The sequence below is a fragment of the Limnobacter sp. MED105 genome (genome assembly GCF_000170915.1).
Taxonomy (GTDB): Bacteria; Pseudomonadota; Gammaproteobacteria; order Burkholderiales; family Burkholderiaceae_B; genus Limnobacter.
In genome coordinates this window covers 99,332-116,865 of sequence record NZ_ABCT01000012.1, presented here as the reverse complement: position 1 = coordinate 116,865, position 17,534 = coordinate 99,332, and the positions used below count along the sequence as shown (strand labels likewise).

The following is a 17,534-nucleotide window of genomic DNA, read 5'->3' as shown; positions in this document are numbered from 1 at the left end:
TTGGGCCGTGTCCCATCATTTCCAGCACGTGAAAATCCACGCCCAAATGGCGGGCTTCATCGGCATTAATCTTCTTGAAAACCTCGTGGCACACCGGGTCTTTCACTTCATCAAGCAGGAACTTGCACAATGCGCCGTCCAGCGTCACTTCCAGCATGGGAATGACGCTGCCCAGCACGCTCAAGGGCATGTCATCGCTGTACTTGTCCAGCCAATCAATGGTTAAACGCAGATTGATGTTGGGCTCAGGAATTTCACCGTCTTCCAGCATGCCCCAGCGTTGCATCAAAGCCAGTTCAGCATTCGCATGGCGCTGCTCTTCTGCATGAAACCAGGTGTAGATTTCTTTCAAAGTGTCATTCGGCGCTTTTTTGGCCATGGCGGCAAATCCGCGCGCACCAATGTGTTCAATCCAGGTCAGGTCAGCCATGAAGGCTTTCAATTTGGGCCACTGTTCTTCAGTGATCATCTCGCGGCCGGGGGCATCCCAATCAATGTCGGCCAAGGCCCACTGATTGTCCTTGATGCGGCGCAGTGTTTTTTCCAGATCGAGTTGAGGCATTTTGTGTACTCCTTAAAAAGCTTTTGCGGCCACACGGGCCAATAAACCAGCACCGCGCGTGTAGCTACGCGGCATCAGGCGCTTCATGCGCCAAATCATGCGGGCATCCAACTGGGGCAGCACGTACAGCTGCCCCTTGTCCAATGCATTCAATGTTTCTTTCACCACACCGTCAGCCGATACACCGGTCCACTCCATCAGCTTGTTGGCAAGTTGATTGGATGCGGCGTCAATTCGGCCGTCTTTCGTAATATTGGTTTTCACAAAGGTAGGGCACAACGCAGTCACATTCACGCCAGTGCCAGCCATCTCGGAAGCAAGTGTTTCGGTCAACGCCAAAGCACCGGCCTTGGTCACGTTGTAAGCGCTCATCAAAGGGGCAGCGGCAAAGCTGGCTGTGGAAGCCACATTGACAATACCGCACTTCGCTGTAGCGCCCTTTTTGCGCAAGCGCGGAGCAAACACGTGGCAACCATGAATCACACCCCACAGGTTCACGCCGATGGTCCACTTCCAGTCCTCAATGGTGGTTTCACCGATCGGCTTGCCTCCAGCGCCCACACCGGCGTTGTTCACCACCAAATCAATGGCAGTGTCATTCTCGGTGCCACCAAAAATTTCCTCGGCTTTCAAGGCCAATGCTTCCACATCCTTGAGTTTGCTGACGTCGCACTTCACAGCCCAGGCCTGCGGTACAAACACCAGGTCAGCGTTCTTCAGCTTGCCCGCCACCATGTCCATAATCAGATCCACGGTTTCCTGAGCACGCTCCAAACTAATATCGGCACACACCACGCGACCGCCCCTGCGAACCAACTCAAGCGCGAAAGCCCGCCCTATACCGCTGCCCGCGCCAGTGACCACTGCATTGGCACCCTTGGTAATTTTTTTCCCGAACATGTGTAAATCCTATTGCGCTTGACAGCGCGACCGTGACATTGAACAATGTCATCTTAAAACGAACGTTTGTTCGGATTCAATTCGGATTTATTCATGACCAGAAAACCAAAACAAACCCGCTCCCAGAACACCGTGGAAACCATTGTTCAAGGTGCTTTCATTGCCCTGGCCAAACATGGTGCAGAAGGTGCAACCACGCGACAAATTGCAGAATATGCAGGTGTTGGCGTGGGCTCAATCTACGAGTATTTCGAGAACAAGGAAGCGATTTTCAGTGCCATGGGTGAGCGCTTTTCCAGGGAGCTGGTTGGCGTGATTCAGGGTGCCACACACAAGGTTGTTCGGCTTTCGCTACGCGATGGGGTGTATGAACTGATTGCACAAACCGCCGAATTCCTGAAAAAAGACGATGAGCTGTACCTGCGTTGTGCGCGTGAGTCAGCCTTGATGGAAAAACATGTTCCTTTTGGTCCCATTTACCGCGCACTTGCTGACCTGTTTATCCAGCATGCCATCAAGCACCCGGAAATTTTGCAGCTGAACAACCTGCAAACCATGACTTACATTTTCATCAACAGCGGCATCGCCACGATGATTCGCTATCTGAACCACCCCAACCCCGGCTTTTCGTTCGATGACCTGGCCAAGGGTTTGGCCGACATGGCGGGGCATTATGTGGAAAGGGAACTGCAAAGCTGAGGGGCTCCAAATTGACTATCGTTAAATATCGTTAAATTCGATACCATGCACTAGCTTGGAGAAATAGTGCAGGAGCCACCATGAACCTGTCGGCACGCCTGTATGTGGTTGACGATGAAACGCTACAACGAGAAGCCCTGAGTACCCTTCTGGAACAAGAGGGTTATCAGGTCACGGGCTTTTCCAACGCGGAAGATGCACTGGATGCATTGCGCAAACAGCCCTGCGACTTGCTTCTGACCGACCTGCGCTTGCCTAGCCTGAGCGGCACTGAACTGATCCGCCAGGCACTGGAAATCACTCCAGACCTGAACGCCATTCTGATGACCGGCCACGGCAGCATGGAAACTGCGGTACAGGCCATACAAATGGGCGTGCTGGATTACATCCTCAAGCCGTTCAAGTTCGCTGAAATTGCCCCGGTCATTCGACGCGCACTGGAAAACCGTCGACTGCGACTACAAAATGCAGCCCTGCTGGACAAGGTGACTGCGGCCAATCAGCGCCTGACTGAATTGAATACCGATCTTGACAGCTTTGCCGCGCGGGTTGCACACGACCTGAACTCGGTCATGCACTTGATCCAGGGGCATGCAACTGGCCTAAGCAGCCGTTCCAGCAACAGCTTTACGCCACAGGAGTGGCTCCACATTCAACGCATTAAGGAAAGCAGCGACCGAGGTAGCAAACTGGTTTCCGACCTGCTCGCATTTGCACGCCTTGGTGACTCCGAACTGAACTTGAATCCGGTTAACTTGGCCGATGTGGTGTCGCGTGCCCGAATATTGTCGGAACTGGACAGCGATGGACCTCGACCCAACTGGCGGGTTCAACCACTGCCTGTGATTCAAGGCGATGAGGCCCTGTTGGAGCAGGTCTTTCTCAATCTATTTTCGAATGCACTGAAGTTCAGCAGCAAACAAACACATCCGGAAATTCATGTCGACGTTCACGAAACCGACGACAAAGTAACCATCACGGTAAGAGACAACGGCGTGGGGTTCGACCCAGAGCTTGCCGCCAATTTATTCAAACCGTTTCAACGCCTGCACAACCAACACGACTACCAGGGTCACGGGATGGGCCTGGCGAATGTTAAAAAAATCATTGAGCGGCACCACGGGGTTATTGAGGCTCACAGCAATGCGGGCCAAGGCGCTGCATTCGCAATCTGTTTGCCACGCCATGCGAACAGCACTGAAACAAACCTGACCGACACCAATACCGCCACCGCACGGGCACCCGATGAACTGCTGGAGCAACAGCACGCACTCGAGGCCTTGAAGTTCAACATGACCCTTCAACGCCTGGGTGGGCAAATTGGCAAGCTGGGTGGATGGGCAATCGACATCATCAACAACGATGCGGTGTATTGGTCCGAAGAAACCTTTCAATTGCTTGACCAGGAGGCTGACCAGATACCCACCCTGGAACAGGGCATGAGCCTGTATGTAGGGCGCTATAAAAAAGTGATCGCCGAGGCCATTGAGAATGCCAAACAACAGGGTTTGCCGTTTGACATTGTGGTTCAAATGAACACTTTCAAGAACCGGCGTATCTGGGCGCGCATTGCCGGGGAAGTCATGAAAGACGCTGACGACAAACCCGTCAGAATTCACGGCTGTATTCAAGACATCACAGAGCAGCGAAAGAAAGACGTGATGATGGAAAGGATCAATGGTGCCTTGCTGGCGCAAAATCACATCAATCAACGAATTTCAGCTTTTGACAGTGCTCAGGCCATGTACGAGGAAATTTGCGAAGCCGCGCCCCGCCTGGCGAAAATTCCGTTGGTGTGGGTGGTTGACTTCAAGCGGGAAACTCTTGAATTCAAGATCGCTGCGACGGGCGGACGAGACACGGATTTCGTTGCAACCATCATGTCCAAACTGGCGATCAGGCCTGATTCGCCTCTGCTGCAAAAATTACGGACAGGCCAGGTGTATGTGGTGGACGATTTGCGCAACGAACCCATGGCCAAACACTGGCTGGAAGAATCGCTTGCACGTGGCTTTGAATCCATGGCGATTATTCCCCTGCATCTGAACGGCCGTTTACATTCAGGCCTGGTGTACATGGGAGACGAAAGCTATTTCTTCAGCGATGAAATGGTCCACCTGCTCGACACCGTCGCCCGCAATCGCTCCATGGCGCTGGACAATCTGATCAATGGCATTGAAAAAGCAAAGACCATGGAAAGTCTGCGCCTGTTGCAAACCTGCCTTGAACGCCTCAATGACATGGTGCTGGTCACCGATGCAGAGCCCTTCGAGTCGGGCGGCATGAAAATTCAGTATGTGAACAAGGCGTTTCTGGAACGTACAGGCTACACCCGAGAGGAAATTTACGGACAAACCCCTGCGGTGCTGGAGGGAGTGGACACACAGCCCGATGCAAAGACAAGAATTCGCGAAGCACTGTCCCGCCAGGAAGCTGTGCGCGAGGAACTGATCACCTACACCAAGAACGGCGAAAAAATGTGGGTAGATGTCGAGATTGTTCCCATGATCGACCCACTGGGCAAATGCACCCACTGGATCGGTATTCAACGCGATATCACCGAGCTGAAACTTCGCCAGGACGCCTTGCAAGAAAGCCTGTCCATGTTTCGCTCGCTCACGCGGGTCACCACAGATTGTGTGTGGGACTGGGATCTTGAAACAGACGAGCTTTGGTGGAATGAGGGTATGCAAAGCCTGTTTGGCCACCCCAGTGAATCGCTCGAGAAAAATTCCAAATCCTGGACGCGCCTTATTCACCCGGAAGACCTTGAACGTGTGCTGAGCAGTGTGCAAAAAGCCATCGACAGCGAGGGTGACATTTGGCAGGACGAATACCGCTTTCAGCACGTCGATGGTCGATGGCTGGACGTACTGGACAGGGGCCATGTGATCCGTGATCACACCGGAAAAGGCATTCGAATGGTCGGTGGCATGACGGACATGAGCAGGCTTGTGCAATCCAAGCGCGAGAGCGAAGCACAATTGGCCCGCATGCAATTGCTGAACCAGATTACACGGGCGATTAGCCACCGCCAAAGTCTGGAGTCAATTTACAACGTGGTTGTTAATCATGTGGAGGAACGCCTGCCCTCGGACTTCAGCCTGATGGCAACCTACAACAATGCAAAAAACATACTGACGGTGCGCTCAGTGGGCCAACGCAGTCAGGTCTTGGCCGACAAGCTGGGCCTGTTTGTAGGCGCACAGGTCAAAGGGCATGGTGTTCATCTTGAGGTAGCGTTGAAAGGCAAGCGTGTACACAACGCAAACATGGGTGCTACACGCGGGCCAATCGGTGCAGCCATGAATAGCCTGGGTGGCCTGTACAGTCTGATCATCAACCCTTTGATGAAGGGCGACGAGGTGCTTGGAATTCTCGTGATTTCACGCACGGACATTGATGCATTCTCCAGTGAAGAAATCGAGTTTGTCGACCAGTTGAGCGAACACGTTGCAGTGGCTTTGTCACAGGTGGAATTGTTGAATGAACTTCAGGAAGCTTATCGGGAGTTGCAATCGACACAAAACATGGTGCTGCAACAAGAAAGGCTGCACGCACTGGCGGGCATGGCCAGCGGTATTGCCCACGACATCAACAATGCCATTTCGCCTGCCACGCTTTACCTGGAGTCGCTGCTGGAGAACGAGAAAAACCTCAGCGAGAAAGGCTACAAACAGTTGCGCATTGTTCAAACCGCGATTGACGATGTCAGCAACACCGTGGACCGCATGGGGCGTTTCGCCCGATCGAGAAGTGAACTTGAACCAGCCAATATGTGCGATGCCAACGACATGTGCCTGGAAGCGATTGAACTGACCAGGCCACGCTGGGGCGATATGGCGCTTCGCAACGGCATCACCATCGGCATTACACATGAGTTGAGCAACCCTTTGCCCAAGCTGGCGGTTTCTGAAACTGAATTGCGCGAGATTCTGACCAATCTGATTTTGAATGCGGTCGACGCCCTGCCCCAAGGCGGCCACATTCAACTAAAAACCGAATTCAAAGAAAAAGACACCGAACCACTGGTGGTCATCTGCCTGCAAGACAACGGCATCGGCATGAGCAAAGAACAGCAGGCACGTTGCTTCGAACCATTTTTTACCACCAAAGGTGAACGCGGCACAGGACTGGGATTGTCTATGGTGTATGGCATCGTGCAGCGTGCAGACGGTTTCATGGAAATACACAGCGAGCCAGGGAAAGGCACCACCGTCAGTTTGTATTTCCCCGTACGAACCGCCAGCGAACCCGCGGCATTCCACACCAGCAGCGTAGAGTTCGACCCCAACACTGGGCGACCGCTTAACCTGCTGCTTGTCGATGACGACCCCAATGTGTTGGCTGCCATGTCAGCCATTCTTGAAATGAGCGGACATCAAATTCACACCGCGGGCAGTGGCGCACTGGCCGCGCAATTATTCAATGAAACAGCACGCAAAGGCAAAGCATTCGACGCAGTCATCACCGATTTGGGCATGCCAGAAATGGATGGAAAGGAGTTGGCGGAAATGATCAAGTCCCTGAGCCCGGCCACTCCGGTGTTGATGCTGACAGGCTGGGGCAAGCAAATGTCGCTCAGCCAGGAAGAAGTACCCCAGGTGGACATGATCATGGCCAAACCACCCAAACCGGCTGAACTGGAAATGGCCCTGCGCAAGCTTTGCCGGAGGTAAGCGCTTGGTGTAAGCCAGGTGACAACATTTACCCCCTATACTGCTGACACAACAACACCAAACCGGAGACCACGAATGCGCCTTATGTTGCGCCATCTTCAACAGGCCACCTTACTGGCCTGTGCAGCCCTGCTAGCGGCGTGTAGCCCGCCCCCGCCCGACTCCATGGAAAAAATGGCCAATGGCAATATTGTGGAGGTGCGCGGTTTGAATACGGAGCAGATCACCTTTGTAACGCGCAATCGAATCGTGACCCTGTTTGCAACCGACGCTTACAACATCATGCGTGAAATGAAGCGCCACTATCCCCAAGAGTTCAACAGTCACCCCATGCTGTCGGTGCAGGCCGTCACAGAGCTGCAAAACCAGAAGGGCGAAGTGTTTCAAAACCAGCCGCTGTTCACGGTGCACTGGCGCAGACCCGATTTGAACCAGATGGACCTGGATTCCAAATTCAGCCTGGACACGGAGGAAATTCTGCTTTATGCAGATCGTGTCGAATCACACAGCATTGTGGGCGATCAGGTTTTGATTGAGCATTGCACCGTCACCGGCAATGGAGAAAAACGTGAGCGCTTTTGCGACCAGGTGCTTGAAGGATTGTTCAACAAGTAATCACTCAGTCCAGAAAACTGCTGAGCATCATGGTTACCTTGCCCCCCTTCATGATGCTGGTGTCCAAAGGCTCATCGCGCTCCAGCTTCACCAACCCAACACCGGGTGCATACCATTCGGTGTGATTGATCAGAATTTCCTGATAACCCGCACTGGCATCGGCGTAAAACACCATCTTGCCAGTGGCATCCAATCGAATGCAGTTCTGAAAAATACCGGCAGGTGTCTCTACCGTGTCATCCAGTGACGCCACTTCGTACACCAAATCAAACGGTTTAATGCTGGCATTGGCCTCGACAAATGGTGGCATCCAGTGCATCACATACGGGCTTGTATCCATGGTCCAGGTGTAGCCCACCCGCAGGTTTCGCCCCTTGGGCAGTATCAAGCGTGGCGCCTGATCAGCCTGCGGCTTGGTCTGCACAATCACGCGTTTCCCCACACGGTAAAAACCGTCATCCCGCTCTTGAACAAAATAGTCCGTGCCATCCGACGTTCTACGTACCATGCCCTCAATCTCGCCCTCTTCAGTTTTGAAGCTGGAGTGCCCCACCGTGCGAATCATCAAATCTTTTTTGTTCTTGCCATCGGGCATGACGAAATCGAGTTTGTATTGCCATTGCAAACCTTCATTCAGCGGAAAGTACTCTCCACCGCCCACCTTGGAACAAGAAGCCAGACCAAGCGCCAGAACTGCCACACTCAAAATTTTCAACATGGCTTACTTCTCCGGCAACTGAGGGTCAGGCAGATCCGTAAATTCCAGATCAATTTTCTTGTCTGCAATTCGCGTGTTGTCTCGGGTGGCCTGCGGATCGAATAATTCACCCCCCACTTCGCCGATTTGTAAATTGCCGTTGCGCATTTGGCGCTGCGCGGCGTCCAGCTTTACATGCAATTCTTTGTCGTACGGCAACACATAAGCACGGGGTGTATCGGAAGGCCTGTCATTGGCCAGGTCGCTGGCCCATACGAACAGTCGCCCTTTGATGCCTTCTGTTTTGTCTGGCTCTTCTACCACCACGGCGTAGAACAGAAATCGCTTGGGCAAATCAGCCTGACTGGGCCAACCCTGTGCGTTTTGCCAGTTGACATAGCTGAGCCAATAAAACCCCACCGACACCACAATCAGAACCAGCTTGACGGTCCAATTCATGCGGCCATACACCAAGGCCAATAGCAACAGCGCTGCTAAAAAAATATAGGCGATGCCCAAACCCACCAACACTTCGTTCATTTTCCGTCTGCCTTCACCAAAGATTTTTCAAGTTGATTGATATTGCTCACCGTGCCACTTGGATCAATCGTGAAACGAACGGCAGTGGCTTCATCGCCCTCTTGCCGCAAGGTCACCGTGGAGTAATGCAACACCTTCAATTTCGGGTTCACCTCGGCCACATAAATATTCACAGGCACCGGGGCCTTGTTTTCAGTTTTGTAGTAGTGCAGGTTCACAATGTATTCACCGGGAGGCCGACCACGAATGGTCAACACCTCCTGGTTCAACGGATTTACAAACACCTGTCCTTCAATTTCCTGAGTGTCATTGGCCAAGCCACGGTCGTCACGGTCCAGGTGCAGCAGACCATCTTGAGGCCGCATGAACCACACCTGCGCACCTGCGGGCCCTGCAGCCCACACGTCAATGTCGTTGGGGTCGTTGTCGGGCCAGCTGACAGTCACCAAAAATTCGGCCTTGGGGTCGATAATTCCGCTTTTGGCAGGTGGATTCAACAACAACAAGGCCATCAAAAACAGAAAAGTGAAAATCAACAAGGCGTTGAAAATCAAATCGGTGAACGGGTCCAGCTCAAAGTCTGGCTTGTGATTGAAAAGCGGCATGCTGCTTAGCTCGCTTTCACGTTTCGGTGTGCATAGTCCACAGTGGCCGCGATCAATTGATCGGCATGGCGATCAAGCATCAAAAACTGCAAGCCCAACAAAATGCTGCCGATCAAACCCACCAGGGTGGTATTCATCGCCACGCCCATGCCCTGCGTCATTTGTTGCATCAGGGTTTTGATATCCGAGATATCAAGCTGCTCCAAACCTTCAAGGCTACTGAGCATCATGATGAACCCCACCACCGTACCCAACAAACCCAGCTTGATCATTAGCCCAGTTACAAACCAGCCTACCTGGTGTGTGCCACGCGCGCGTTCCGCCATCACCTCGGCCATCAATTGGCCTTCACTGGGATGAGCAAGTGGGTGGGTCAGGTAATCATGGCAAATGGATTGCCCAAGTTTGAAATCGGTGAACCCGTTTCGAATTTGGTCAAAGTAACGTGACTGCCTGCTTAGATAAACACTTCGCCAGCCTGCAAGGCCACTGCCCACCATGAAAGCGAAAACAATGACCACGCAAATGCGCGTGTTGTCAGTCAGGATAATCCATTGAAAAAGGCCTTTGTGCCAGGTCATGTACAAGCCAAAACCCGTCAGGCTGATCAGCAACACCCACAGCAAAAACAGGGTGTGTGTTTTGTTGGTAGTCAATGCAAGTAGTCCCTGTGTTGTTATTCGTCTGTCCCAGTTTGCAACAGTTCAAGAGACTACTAGCAAGCTACATTCCAGCAGGCGCTCTAAAAAGCAAACGGCTCTGTTTGACGGAAGATGCGCTGTATATTCAATTGGTGTGTTTCAAGCGCCTTGGCATTTACCTTGGGGTCGGTCTGTACGTACACCGCGTTTTTAAACTCGCCAATTTGCGCGCTGATCTGTTCGATCAATTCAACCTCGCTGACACCCTCTTCCAGCCCGTACAACACGTCCTGTTGAACACGCACAAAGTAGTTCAGGTTGCGCTCTATCCAGTCACGTCCTAACACGCCAAAGGAAGTCAGAACGGTGTCATCTGAACCCATTCTTGTCTTCAAGCGACCCAGAAAATTAATACGCTCCACCACATTGCCGTCATACAAATCGGGGATATCCCTGTTCTGCACCGCCGAGCCGACCCACCACAATTTCAATTCCTGATTGCGCAACACCAGCGCCTCTTCGGTTTCAAGGTCGTTGTAAAGGCGAAATTTCCAGGACACCCAATCGTTGTGCAATAAACCCAAATGACCTGTCTTGGTTCGTAAAATACGGCCAGGTACCAGGGATTCCGTGCCTTTGACAGAATCACTGCCCATTCGCTCGGAAAAGTTTTCAATGCAGGTGGGGCAACGTTCACGCATTAAATCGGCGGTACGCTTGCCAGCAACCACGCGGTTGGAAAAATTTTCGCCCGGGGTCAGCGTGCCAGAAAATGTAGAACGAAAACCCACATTGCCCAGTACATGTTCGGGCTTCGGTTGGGTATTCAAAATCCACACAGGCTTGTCGCCAAACTTGGAGCGAATGGCCGCTGCGGCACTTTCACCCACCGCCGCAGTGGCACCGGAATCAATCACCATCAAGGCCTTGGGCGAGTCCACCACCACAATCGACAGTGCAAAATCCTGGCCTTCGGCGGGCAGGCTTTGCCCGGCACAAGTCCACTCATACACAGTGGCCCTGTGTTGCTGCCAGCAATCTCCTGCCTGGGCTTGAGCAAGTGGCGCAACCAGAAACAAAGACACAGCAAAGGTAAAATTTCGAACGTTCAAAGACATGTGAAAACAAAGCCCGCATCAACACAACCCCGAAAGGATAGCCGATTCAGGCCTTGCCTCAAAATATTGATCAGCAGGGAAGTTTTCCCGAAAAGGATTTGACCCCTTCTACACAAGCCGTTTCTGGTGCACATTGTGACTATTCCAACAAACAACCAAATCGATGCGTTTAAGCGAGTTGCTGGTTAGACGATTGCTCACTTGGCTTGGCCTTTGGGCTGCTTGCTGCGTGCTGGTGGTATTTACCATGGGCCGGCTTGACGTGAAAACCGAGTATGCCGCGGCTTCCGAGTTGGTAGATGACCTGCACCGCGGACTGTCCAAGGCAGAGCCCTTGGGCAACATGGAGTTACAACGCCTGCGCCAGCAACTGGCCGAACGAAAAGCCGAACAGGAGCGCAAGGAAACCCGACGGGAACTCTATTTGATCAGCGCCATGTTGCTACTGATGGCGGCGGGCAGTGGTGTTGTGGTTTGGTATTCCCTGAGGCCCACATTAAACGCACCCCTGCAACAACTGGTTCAGTGGCTGCGTGATTATGAAGAGTCCGAGCGTGACCCCACACGGCCAACACCCACGCTGGAGAACACCGGGGAATTCAAAATCGAGGAGTTCAAACGAATCCATGACAGCGTGTCCCAGTTGATCAAAACCCTGAACACAGAGCAAAAGAAGAGCAGAGAATTACTGAACCGGGTGGTTGACCTGCAAGAGCGGGAACGTCAGGCAATTGCTCAGGACTTACACGACTACTTCGGACAATCGTTGACCTCCATTTCCGTGAACTCTGCTTTTCTGGTTAAAAGCACCCAGGCCAACACCCAAGAAGCCGCCAAAGCAGTACACGACCAGGCGCAGGAAATGATGGGGTGGCTTCGCAGTTCACTGCGGGAACTGAAACCACACCTGCTGCTCGAGGTGTCACTTCGCGATGCTGCGCTGGACCTTCTGGACAACTGGGCAAAGCGCCACGGCTGGTACGTTGACTTTGCCTGGGCACCGAATACCCCGCCCCTGTCCAAAGAAGCACCGATCGCGTTGTACCGTACTTTACAAGAGGCGCTAACCAATGCGGCCCGCCATGCCAACACCAAAAAATTGAAAGTACTCGCAGGATTTGACGAGCAAGCCCGCGAATTCATCTTGATTGTTGAAAATGATGGTATTGCTTCATCTGGACCCATCAACCCTTCTCTGGGGCTGACCGGTATTCGGGAACGAATGGCCAGCCTGCAAGGCAGTGTGGTCTGGACCATCGAGGAAGACAGATTCGTGCTGCGTTGCCATGTTCCGGTGATTGAGGTGAACCATGCCACTTGAGTCCAGAATCATTCTGGTTGACGACCATGCAGCGGTTCGTGCGGGCTACAAACGCTTCATTGACTCCGAAAGCGATCTGATCGTGGTGGGTGAGGCTGGCAATGCAGACCAGGCCTTTGCCTTGCTGAAAACCCAAGCCTGTGATGCTTTGGTACTGGACATCAGCATGCCGGGGCAAAGCGGGCTCGAACTGATTAAACGGGTGCGCATGAAATGGCCCAAACTGGCCTTGGTGGTGCTTTCCATGCACGACAGCCCAGTGGTGGCCACCAAAGCCCTGGAACAAGGCGCTCGGGCCTATGTCACCAAATCAAGTGAACCTGAGGAATTGATTCAGGGCATCCGGATGGCACTGGGCGAGCAAACCTTCGTGTCCAGCGATGTACAAAGCCAAGGCATGCTGACAGGTTCCTTGCAACAACAGGGTCAAGAAAATTTGCAACTACCTTCCTGTGAAACGCAAGATTCGGCAGCAACCACAGCGTGCGGATTGACACCAAGGGAAGTGGATGTGGTGCGTTTGCTGGTCGAAGGACACACCATCGAGCAAGTCGCAGTCAGCTTGGGGATCAGCGGCAAGACCGTGAGCAACAACCTGTCACAAATTCGTCAAAAGCTGGGTGTACAAACAGACTTTGAACTGGCCTTTTGGGCCTGGAGTCAAGGCTTTGGAAGAAAACCCCCCGGTTTTGGCGCTTAAAGATACTCACGTTTTCCTCATTCGTATTTTCCCGTATTTTGGCCAAAAACAGCCCGGTCTGCCTTGCAACCTGTGGCGTTCTCGGGGATATTCAACCCACAACCAAAATACGACAACACTTTCTCAGGAGGAATTACGCATGATGCTACGCAAAGCAAAAACGGCCATTCTGGCCGCGGCCATTACAGGCTTGGCACTCGCCGCTACACCCGCCAAAGCTGAATTCATCAACATTTTGACCGGCGGTACATCCGGTATCTATTACCCGATTGGCGTTGCATTGTCGAAAGTGTATGGCGACAACATCAAAGGTGCGCGCACTCAGGTGCAAGCCACCAAAGCATCCGTTGAAAACCTGAACCTGCTGCAACAAGGCCGCGGTGAATTGGGTATCTCGCTGGGTGATTCCGTGAAACTGGCTTGGGAAGGCGATGCAGATGCGGGCTTCAAGGCCCCGCTGAACAAGCTGCGTGGTATTGCCGCAATTTACCCCAACTATGTACAAATCGTCGCATCCAAATCTTCCGGCATTACCTCTCTGGATCAACTCAAGGGCAAAGGCCTGTCAGTGGGTGCCGCCAAATCGGGCACTGAATTGAATGCCCGCGCCATTTTGGGCGCAGCTGGCATGACTTATAAAGACCTGGGCAAAACCGAGTACCTGCCTTACGCGGAATCGGTTGAGTTGATGAAAAACCGACAACTGGACGCCACCCTGCAGTCGGCTGGCCTGGGTGTTGCCTCGCTGAAAGACCTGTCTGCCTCCATGGAAGTGAACATGGTTGCAGTGCCTCCTGAAGTGGTCAAAAAATTAGGTGCGCCTTACGTGCCTGGCACCATTCCGGCAGGCACCTATCAGGGTCAAACCAAAGATGTTCCCACTGCTGCAATCGTGAACTTCTTGATCACACACTCTGAAGTGTCGGACGAAACGGCCTATCAAATGACCAAGCTGTTGTGGGAAAACCTGGCCGCGCTGCGCTCAGCACACAAGGCAGCGGAAGCCATCAAATTTGAAAATGCCTTGCAAGGCATGCCGGTTCCATTGCACCCCGGTGCAGAAAAGTTTTACCGCGAAAAAGGTTTGATCAAGTAAATCTTCAAACCAAATAAGCAAGTAGCACCTGTCACACCCCGCCGGGGTGTGACTTTCAACCTCAGTTATCTTGTGGGCCCGTTCAGGGCTTTTCGTCCATGTCCAATACTCCCGATTCAGCTGTAACCACCGAAGCCAACTCTGGTTTTCACGATCCAACTTCTGCCGGGTTCACGCGTTCATTTGAAGGTCGCCTGCTCTTCTGGATTGCTGTTTTATTCTCGACATTCCAAATTGCAACGGCTGCACACTTATTCGACTTGCCCAGCCAAGTTCAACGGGCTTGCCACGTGGGCTTTCTGCTGCTGCTCACATTCCCCTTGATTGCCATGAAAAAGCATGTCGCATTGAAGGCAATTGCATGGGTGCTTGCACTGGCGGCGCTGGGCGTAGCGGGCTATCAGTGGGTCGAATACGAACCCCTGTTGATTCGTGCTGGCGACCCCACAGAACTGGATATTTACCTGGGTGTGATCGCAATTGCCACGGTGTTTGTAGCCACCTGGCTTTTGATGGGCCCGGCCCTGCCGATTATTTGCGGTACGTTTTTCGCCTATTGCCTGTTCGGCCAATATCTGCCCGCGCCATTTGACCACCGTGGATACGACTTCCACCAGGTCATAGAACACATGGCCTACGGTACAGAAGGTATTTACGGCATTCCGACCTATGTGTCAGCGTCCTATATTTTCCTGTTTATCTTGTTCGGTGCTTTTCTTGAAAAGGCGGGCATGATCAAGCTGTTCACCGATTTCGCACTAGGCTTGGTGGGCCACGCGCAAGGCGGTGCAGCCAAAGTTGCTGTGGTGTCCTCAGCACTCATGGGCACCATCTCAGGTTCAGGCGTGGCCAACGTGGTCACTACCGGGCAATTCACAATTCCCTTGATGAAGAAATTTGGCTACCGTGCAGCCTTTGCAGGCGGGGTTGAATCCACAGCTTCCATGGGTGGCCAATTGATGCCACCCGTGATGGGTGCAGTGGCGTTTATCATGGCCGAAACACTGGGTGTGGCTTACTCCGAAATTGTGAAAGCCGCCATTATCCCGGCCATTCTGTATTTCTTCGGTGCTTTCTGGATGGTTCATCTGGAAGCAGGTAAGCATGGCTTGAAAGGATTGGACAAGAAAGATTTGCCCTCGCCGTTGAAAGCCGTGAAAGAACAGTGGTACCTGGTTATTCCGCTGGTGGCGCTGGTGTGGCTTTTGGTGGGCGGCTACACCCCCTTGTTTGCAGGCACCGTGGGCCTTGCCTTTACTGTGGTGCTTATTCTTGGCGCATCCATCGCAATTGGTTTGCCCAACACAGTAATTCGCGTGTTGTTCTGGATTGGTTTGGGTGTGGTGTGTGCTGCCTTCCTGCAGTTTGGCATCTGGGTCATTGCAGGCACTATCATCGCACTGATCGCCGTGAATGCCATGAAAAAAGGTGGCCGCGAAACATTGGCCGCTTGCCGCGATTCGTTGGCGGATGGCGCCAAATCCGCCTTGCCTGTTGGCGTGGCCTGTGCCATGGTGGGTATTATCATCGGCACCATGACACTGACCGGTGCAGCCAACACATTCGGTCAATTTGTCGTCAGCGTGGGCGAGAACAGTTTGTTCCTGTCGCTGGTATTGACGATGATCACCTGCATTGTGTTGGGCATGGGTATTCCGACCATTCCCAACTACATCATCACCTCCAGCATTGCCGGCCCCGCACTGGAACAACTGGGCGTGCCACTGATCGTCAGCCACATGTTTGTGTTCTATTTCGGCATTCTCGCCGACCTCACGCCGCCCGTGGCACTGGCCTGTTTTGCGGCAGCACCGATCGCCAAAGAACGCGGGCTGACCATATCCATGGAGGCTGTAAAAATTGCCGCGGCCGGTTTCGTGATTCCGTTCATGGCGGTTTACACCCCTTCTTTGATGTTGCAAGACGGTGGACCACTGGCTGAATCAATTGGCTACATTCCCGCAGTCATCTACATCGTGGTGAAAACTGTACTGGCCATCAGCCTGTGGGGTGCCGCAGTGATTGGCTACCTGGGTGCGAAGTTGCCGGTGTGGTTGCGAGTACTGGGCATGATCGGATCGTTCACGCTAATCGCGGCCTTGCCCATCACGGATGAAATCGGTTTTGCGATTGCCGTGGTGTTTGGCTACCTGGCCTGGCGCAATATGCGCGCGGTAAAGGGCAAACTGCAGCCCGCATGAGCCTGTGTTTGTTCATCGCCGGGAAATCAGCAGCCTGCCTGGCAGGCCTGCTTTTTTCCCTGAGCTGGACCCACTCGGTGGAAAAAACCGAGTGGGTTGAATACTGGCAACTCAAAGATGAACAACTGTTATTGAAAGAAACCTTTGTGAAAGGCAGTGGTGCTGGCATTGACCCGGCACCCAACGCTGTTCTTGACAAGGGCTGGTATCGCTGGGCACCAGAATCGCCGGTGCGCATACCGGCCATATCCCTGGCCAATTCTGAGTTAACACCTGACAACTGGATGCTTTGTGCGCTTGATCCTGTCAGTGTAAAACCTGTCGAATGTATTGACTTTGCGAAGTTTGAAGATCGAGGCGTTGAGTCGTTTACCATCCAATCAAGCAAATAGTCGCATGCCGGCTTAACTCGCTTGCTCAGGCGCATACCCTCTCGCGCCAGAAAACCTGTCTTTCCCTTTTTGAAATTCACCCTGACTCACCTCGCTCGGCAAAAAAGCGGGCCGAGTCTCGGTGCCGGCCTTTGGCCGACTGTGGCGGGTGAATTCAAACGGGCAGGTTTTCTTGATCGGCGCTGCGAGGGTATTGCCACCTGAGCGCGCGGGCAATGGCGCAGGAGACTTGCGGTGTGCGATGTACGGTACTGGTGAGGCTTGGGTGCAGAACCGGCTGGCCGGCTTTGCGAGGCTTCCCGGCGGCTTCGCAGCGCGGGGCGACTCCGAGAGGAGTCGATGCGAAGACGCTTTGGCGTTTCGCATGCCCCAAGCCAGAAGCATCAAGCCGGAATCAGAAGCCTTGCTTAGGCCAGTCGGTTTTGCACCCAAGCCTCACCTAGGGCCAAGCACCAGCCTCTCCCGTCAGCCCCCACCCCGCAGTGTATGCATCTGAAATTGTTTCGAAAAATGCGCCCTCGCATCCGCAGGCACACCTTCAGAAAAGGCCAGTGTCACTTCCATGCGTTTCAATCGCACCAAGGCAATCACGCGATCTGGCATTTCCTTCCAGGCAATTCGCGCTGTACCACCTTGCACTTCAAAATCCGCATGGTCAGCCTGTTCCGAAATCATCGGAAACAAGGCAGCAATCATGTACACCCACCGGCGCAACTCGCGCTCGGTGCACGACATGTCCAGTGCTTTGTCGGTGTTGAAAATCGCCAT

17 protein-coding genes are annotated in these 17,534 nt (G+C 53.1%); 8 read left to right on the top strand and 9 right to left on the bottom strand.

Going from position 1 to position 17,534, the window contains the following annotated elements; genetic code table 11:
- Together LMED105_RS11640 and LMED105_RS11635 are read right to left on the bottom strand one after the other, a co-directional pair.
- Positions 1-562, bottom strand: a 562-nt coding sequence (locus LMED105_RS11640; RefSeq protein WP_008251444.1) for a hypothetical protein, incomplete at its 3' end; no start/stop codon positions are given.
- A gap of 12 nt (positions 563-574) precedes the next feature.
- On the bottom strand, positions 575-1,462 hold the full coding sequence (locus LMED105_RS11635) for an SDR family NAD(P)-dependent oxidoreductase (RefSeq protein ID WP_008251443.1): 888 nt from the start codon (positions 1,460-1,462) through the stop codon (positions 575-577).
- A gap of 93 nt (positions 1,463-1,555) precedes the next feature.
- Between LMED105_RS11635 and LMED105_RS11630 the strand changes: the two genes are divergently transcribed.
- From LMED105_RS11630 to LMED105_RS11615, 3 genes are all read left to right on the top strand, one after another.
- Complete coding sequence (locus LMED105_RS11630) at positions 1,556-2,161, top strand: TetR/AcrR family transcriptional regulator (RefSeq protein WP_008251441.1); 606 nt, start codon at positions 1,556-1,558, stop codon at positions 2,159-2,161.
- A gap of 80 nt (positions 2,162-2,241) precedes the next feature.
- Complete coding sequence (locus LMED105_RS16430) at positions 2,242-6,840, top strand: ATP-binding protein (RefSeq protein WP_008251439.1); 4,599 nt, start codon at positions 2,242-2,244, stop codon at positions 6,838-6,840.
- Positions 6,841-6,915: 75 nt separating this feature from the next.
- On the top strand, positions 6,916-7,455 hold the full coding sequence (locus LMED105_RS11615) for a hypothetical protein (protein ID WP_008251438.1): 540 nt from the start codon (positions 6,916-6,918) through the stop codon (positions 7,453-7,455).
- Between the two features lie 4 nt (positions 7,456-7,459).
- Here LMED105_RS11615 and LMED105_RS11610 read toward each other — a convergent pair whose 3' ends face one another.
- The 5 genes from LMED105_RS11610 to LMED105_RS11590 all read right to left on the bottom strand — a co-directional run bounded on the left by LMED105_RS11610 (position 7,460) and on the right by LMED105_RS11590 (position 11,056).
- A complete protein-coding gene (locus tag LMED105_RS11610) occupies positions 7,460-8,173 on the bottom strand; it encodes a hypothetical protein (protein ID WP_008251436.1) in 714 nt (237 codons plus the stop codon).
- A gap of 3 nt (positions 8,174-8,176) precedes the next feature.
- Positions 8,177-8,692: a hypothetical protein gene (locus LMED105_RS16425; protein ID WP_008251435.1), complete on the bottom strand. Its 516-nt coding sequence runs from the start codon at positions 8,690-8,692 to the stop codon at positions 8,177-8,179.
- Positions 8,689-9,297: a hypothetical protein gene (locus LMED105_RS11600; RefSeq protein WP_008251433.1), complete on the bottom strand. Its 609-nt coding sequence runs from the start codon at positions 9,295-9,297 to the stop codon at positions 8,689-8,691. The genes LMED105_RS16425 and LMED105_RS11600 overlap by 4 nt, the downstream gene beginning before the upstream one ends.
- 5 nt (positions 9,298-9,302) lie before the next feature.
- Positions 9,303-9,953: a MotA/TolQ/ExbB proton channel family protein gene (locus tag LMED105_RS16420; RefSeq protein ID WP_008251430.1), complete on the bottom strand. Its 651-nt coding sequence runs from the start codon at positions 9,951-9,953 to the stop codon at positions 9,303-9,305.
- Between the two features lie 86 nt (positions 9,954-10,039).
- Positions 10,040-11,056, bottom strand: coding sequence for a hypothetical protein (locus LMED105_RS11590; RefSeq protein WP_008251429.1), 1,017 nt, complete (start codon positions 11,054-11,056; stop codon positions 10,040-10,042).
- 163 nt (positions 11,057-11,219) lie between these two features.
- Between LMED105_RS11590 and LMED105_RS11585 the strand changes: the two genes are divergently transcribed.
- From LMED105_RS11585 to LMED105_RS11565, 5 genes are all read left to right on the top strand, one after another.
- Entirely contained in the window at positions 11,220-12,377 is a 1,158-nt protein-coding gene (locus tag LMED105_RS11585; protein ID WP_008251428.1) for a sensor histidine kinase, read from the top strand.
- Positions 12,367-13,077 carry a response regulator transcription factor gene (locus LMED105_RS11580; protein ID WP_008251427.1) on the top strand — a complete coding sequence of 237 codons (711 nt, stop codon included), beginning with the start codon at positions 12,367-12,369 and terminating at the stop codon, positions 13,075-13,077. Before LMED105_RS11585 ends, LMED105_RS11580 begins: the two co-directional genes overlap by 11 nt.
- A 139-nt stretch (positions 13,078-13,216) precedes the next feature.
- A complete protein-coding gene (locus tag LMED105_RS11575; RefSeq protein ID WP_008251426.1) occupies positions 13,217-14,173 on the top strand; it encodes a TAXI family TRAP transporter solute-binding subunit in 957 nt (318 codons plus the stop codon).
- A gap of 98 nt (positions 14,174-14,271) precedes the next feature.
- Positions 14,272-16,374: a TRAP transporter permease gene (locus LMED105_RS11570; protein ID WP_008251425.1), complete on the top strand. Its 2,103-nt coding sequence runs from the start codon at positions 14,272-14,274 to the stop codon at positions 16,372-16,374.
- A complete protein-coding gene (locus tag LMED105_RS11565; RefSeq protein ID WP_008251424.1) occupies positions 16,371-16,766 on the top strand; it encodes a DUF1850 domain-containing protein in 396 nt (131 codons plus the stop codon). The genes LMED105_RS11570 and LMED105_RS11565 overlap by 4 nt, the downstream gene beginning before the upstream one ends.
- 12 nt (positions 16,767-16,778) lie before the next feature.
- Here the strand turns inward: LMED105_RS11565 and LMED105_RS16835 are convergent, their stop codons facing one another.
- Both LMED105_RS16835 and LMED105_RS11560 read right to left on the bottom strand, forming a co-directional pair.
- A complete protein-coding gene (locus LMED105_RS16835; RefSeq protein ID WP_156799669.1) occupies positions 16,779-17,198 on the bottom strand; it encodes a hypothetical protein in 420 nt (139 codons plus the stop codon).
- A gap of 33 nt (positions 17,199-17,231) precedes the next feature.
- The gene (locus LMED105_RS11560; protein WP_008251423.1) at positions 17,232-17,534 is read right to left on the bottom strand and encodes a hypothetical protein; all 303 of its coding nucleotides are present in this window, start codon (positions 17,532-17,534) and stop codon (positions 17,232-17,234) included.

Excerpts from the sequence above, each read along its gene's own strand:
- LMED105_RS11615 (WP_008251438.1), top strand. The coding sequence starts at position 6,916 with ATGCGCCTTATGTTGCGCCATCTTCAACAGGCCACCTTACTGGCCTGT.
- LMED105_RS11630 (WP_008251441.1), top strand. The coding sequence starts at position 1,556 with ATGACCAGAAAACCAAAACAAACCCGCTCCCAGAACACCGTGGAAACC.
- LMED105_RS11590 (WP_008251429.1), bottom strand. The coding sequence starts at position 11,056 with ATGTCTTTGAACGTTCGAAATTTTACCTTTGCTGTGTCTTTGTTTCTG.
- LMED105_RS11560 (WP_008251423.1), bottom strand. The coding sequence starts at position 17,534 with ATGGCGATTTTCAACACCGACAAAGCACTGGACATGTCGTGCACCGAG.
- LMED105_RS11635 (WP_008251443.1), bottom strand. The coding sequence starts at position 1,462 with ATGTTCGGGAAAAAAATTACCAAGGGTGCCAATGCAGTGGTCACTGGC.
- LMED105_RS11575 (WP_008251426.1), top strand. The coding sequence starts at position 13,217 with ATGATGCTACGCAAAGCAAAAACGGCCATTCTGGCCGCGGCCATTACA.
- LMED105_RS16430 (WP_008251439.1), top strand. The coding sequence starts at position 2,242 with ATGAACCTGTCGGCACGCCTGTATGTGGTTGACGATGAAACGCTACAA.
- LMED105_RS11570 (WP_008251425.1), top strand. The coding sequence starts at position 14,272 with ATGTCCAATACTCCCGATTCAGCTGTAACCACCGAAGCCAACTCTGGT.
- LMED105_RS16425 (WP_008251435.1), bottom strand. The coding sequence starts at position 8,692 with ATGAACGAAGTGTTGGTGGGTTTGGGCATCGCCTATATTTTTTTAGCA.
- LMED105_RS11600 (WP_008251433.1), bottom strand. The coding sequence starts at position 9,297 with ATGCCGCTTTTCAATCACAAGCCAGACTTTGAGCTGGACCCGTTCACC.
- LMED105_RS11565 (WP_008251424.1), top strand. The coding sequence starts at position 16,371 with ATGAGCCTGTGTTTGTTCATCGCCGGGAAATCAGCAGCCTGCCTGGCA.
- LMED105_RS11585 (WP_008251428.1), top strand. The coding sequence starts at position 11,220 with ATGCGTTTAAGCGAGTTGCTGGTTAGACGATTGCTCACTTGGCTTGGC.
- LMED105_RS11580 (WP_008251427.1), top strand. The coding sequence starts at position 12,367 with ATGCCACTTGAGTCCAGAATCATTCTGGTTGACGACCATGCAGCGGTT.
- LMED105_RS11610 (WP_008251436.1), bottom strand. The coding sequence starts at position 8,173 with ATGTTGAAAATTTTGAGTGTGGCAGTTCTGGCGCTTGGTCTGGCTTCT.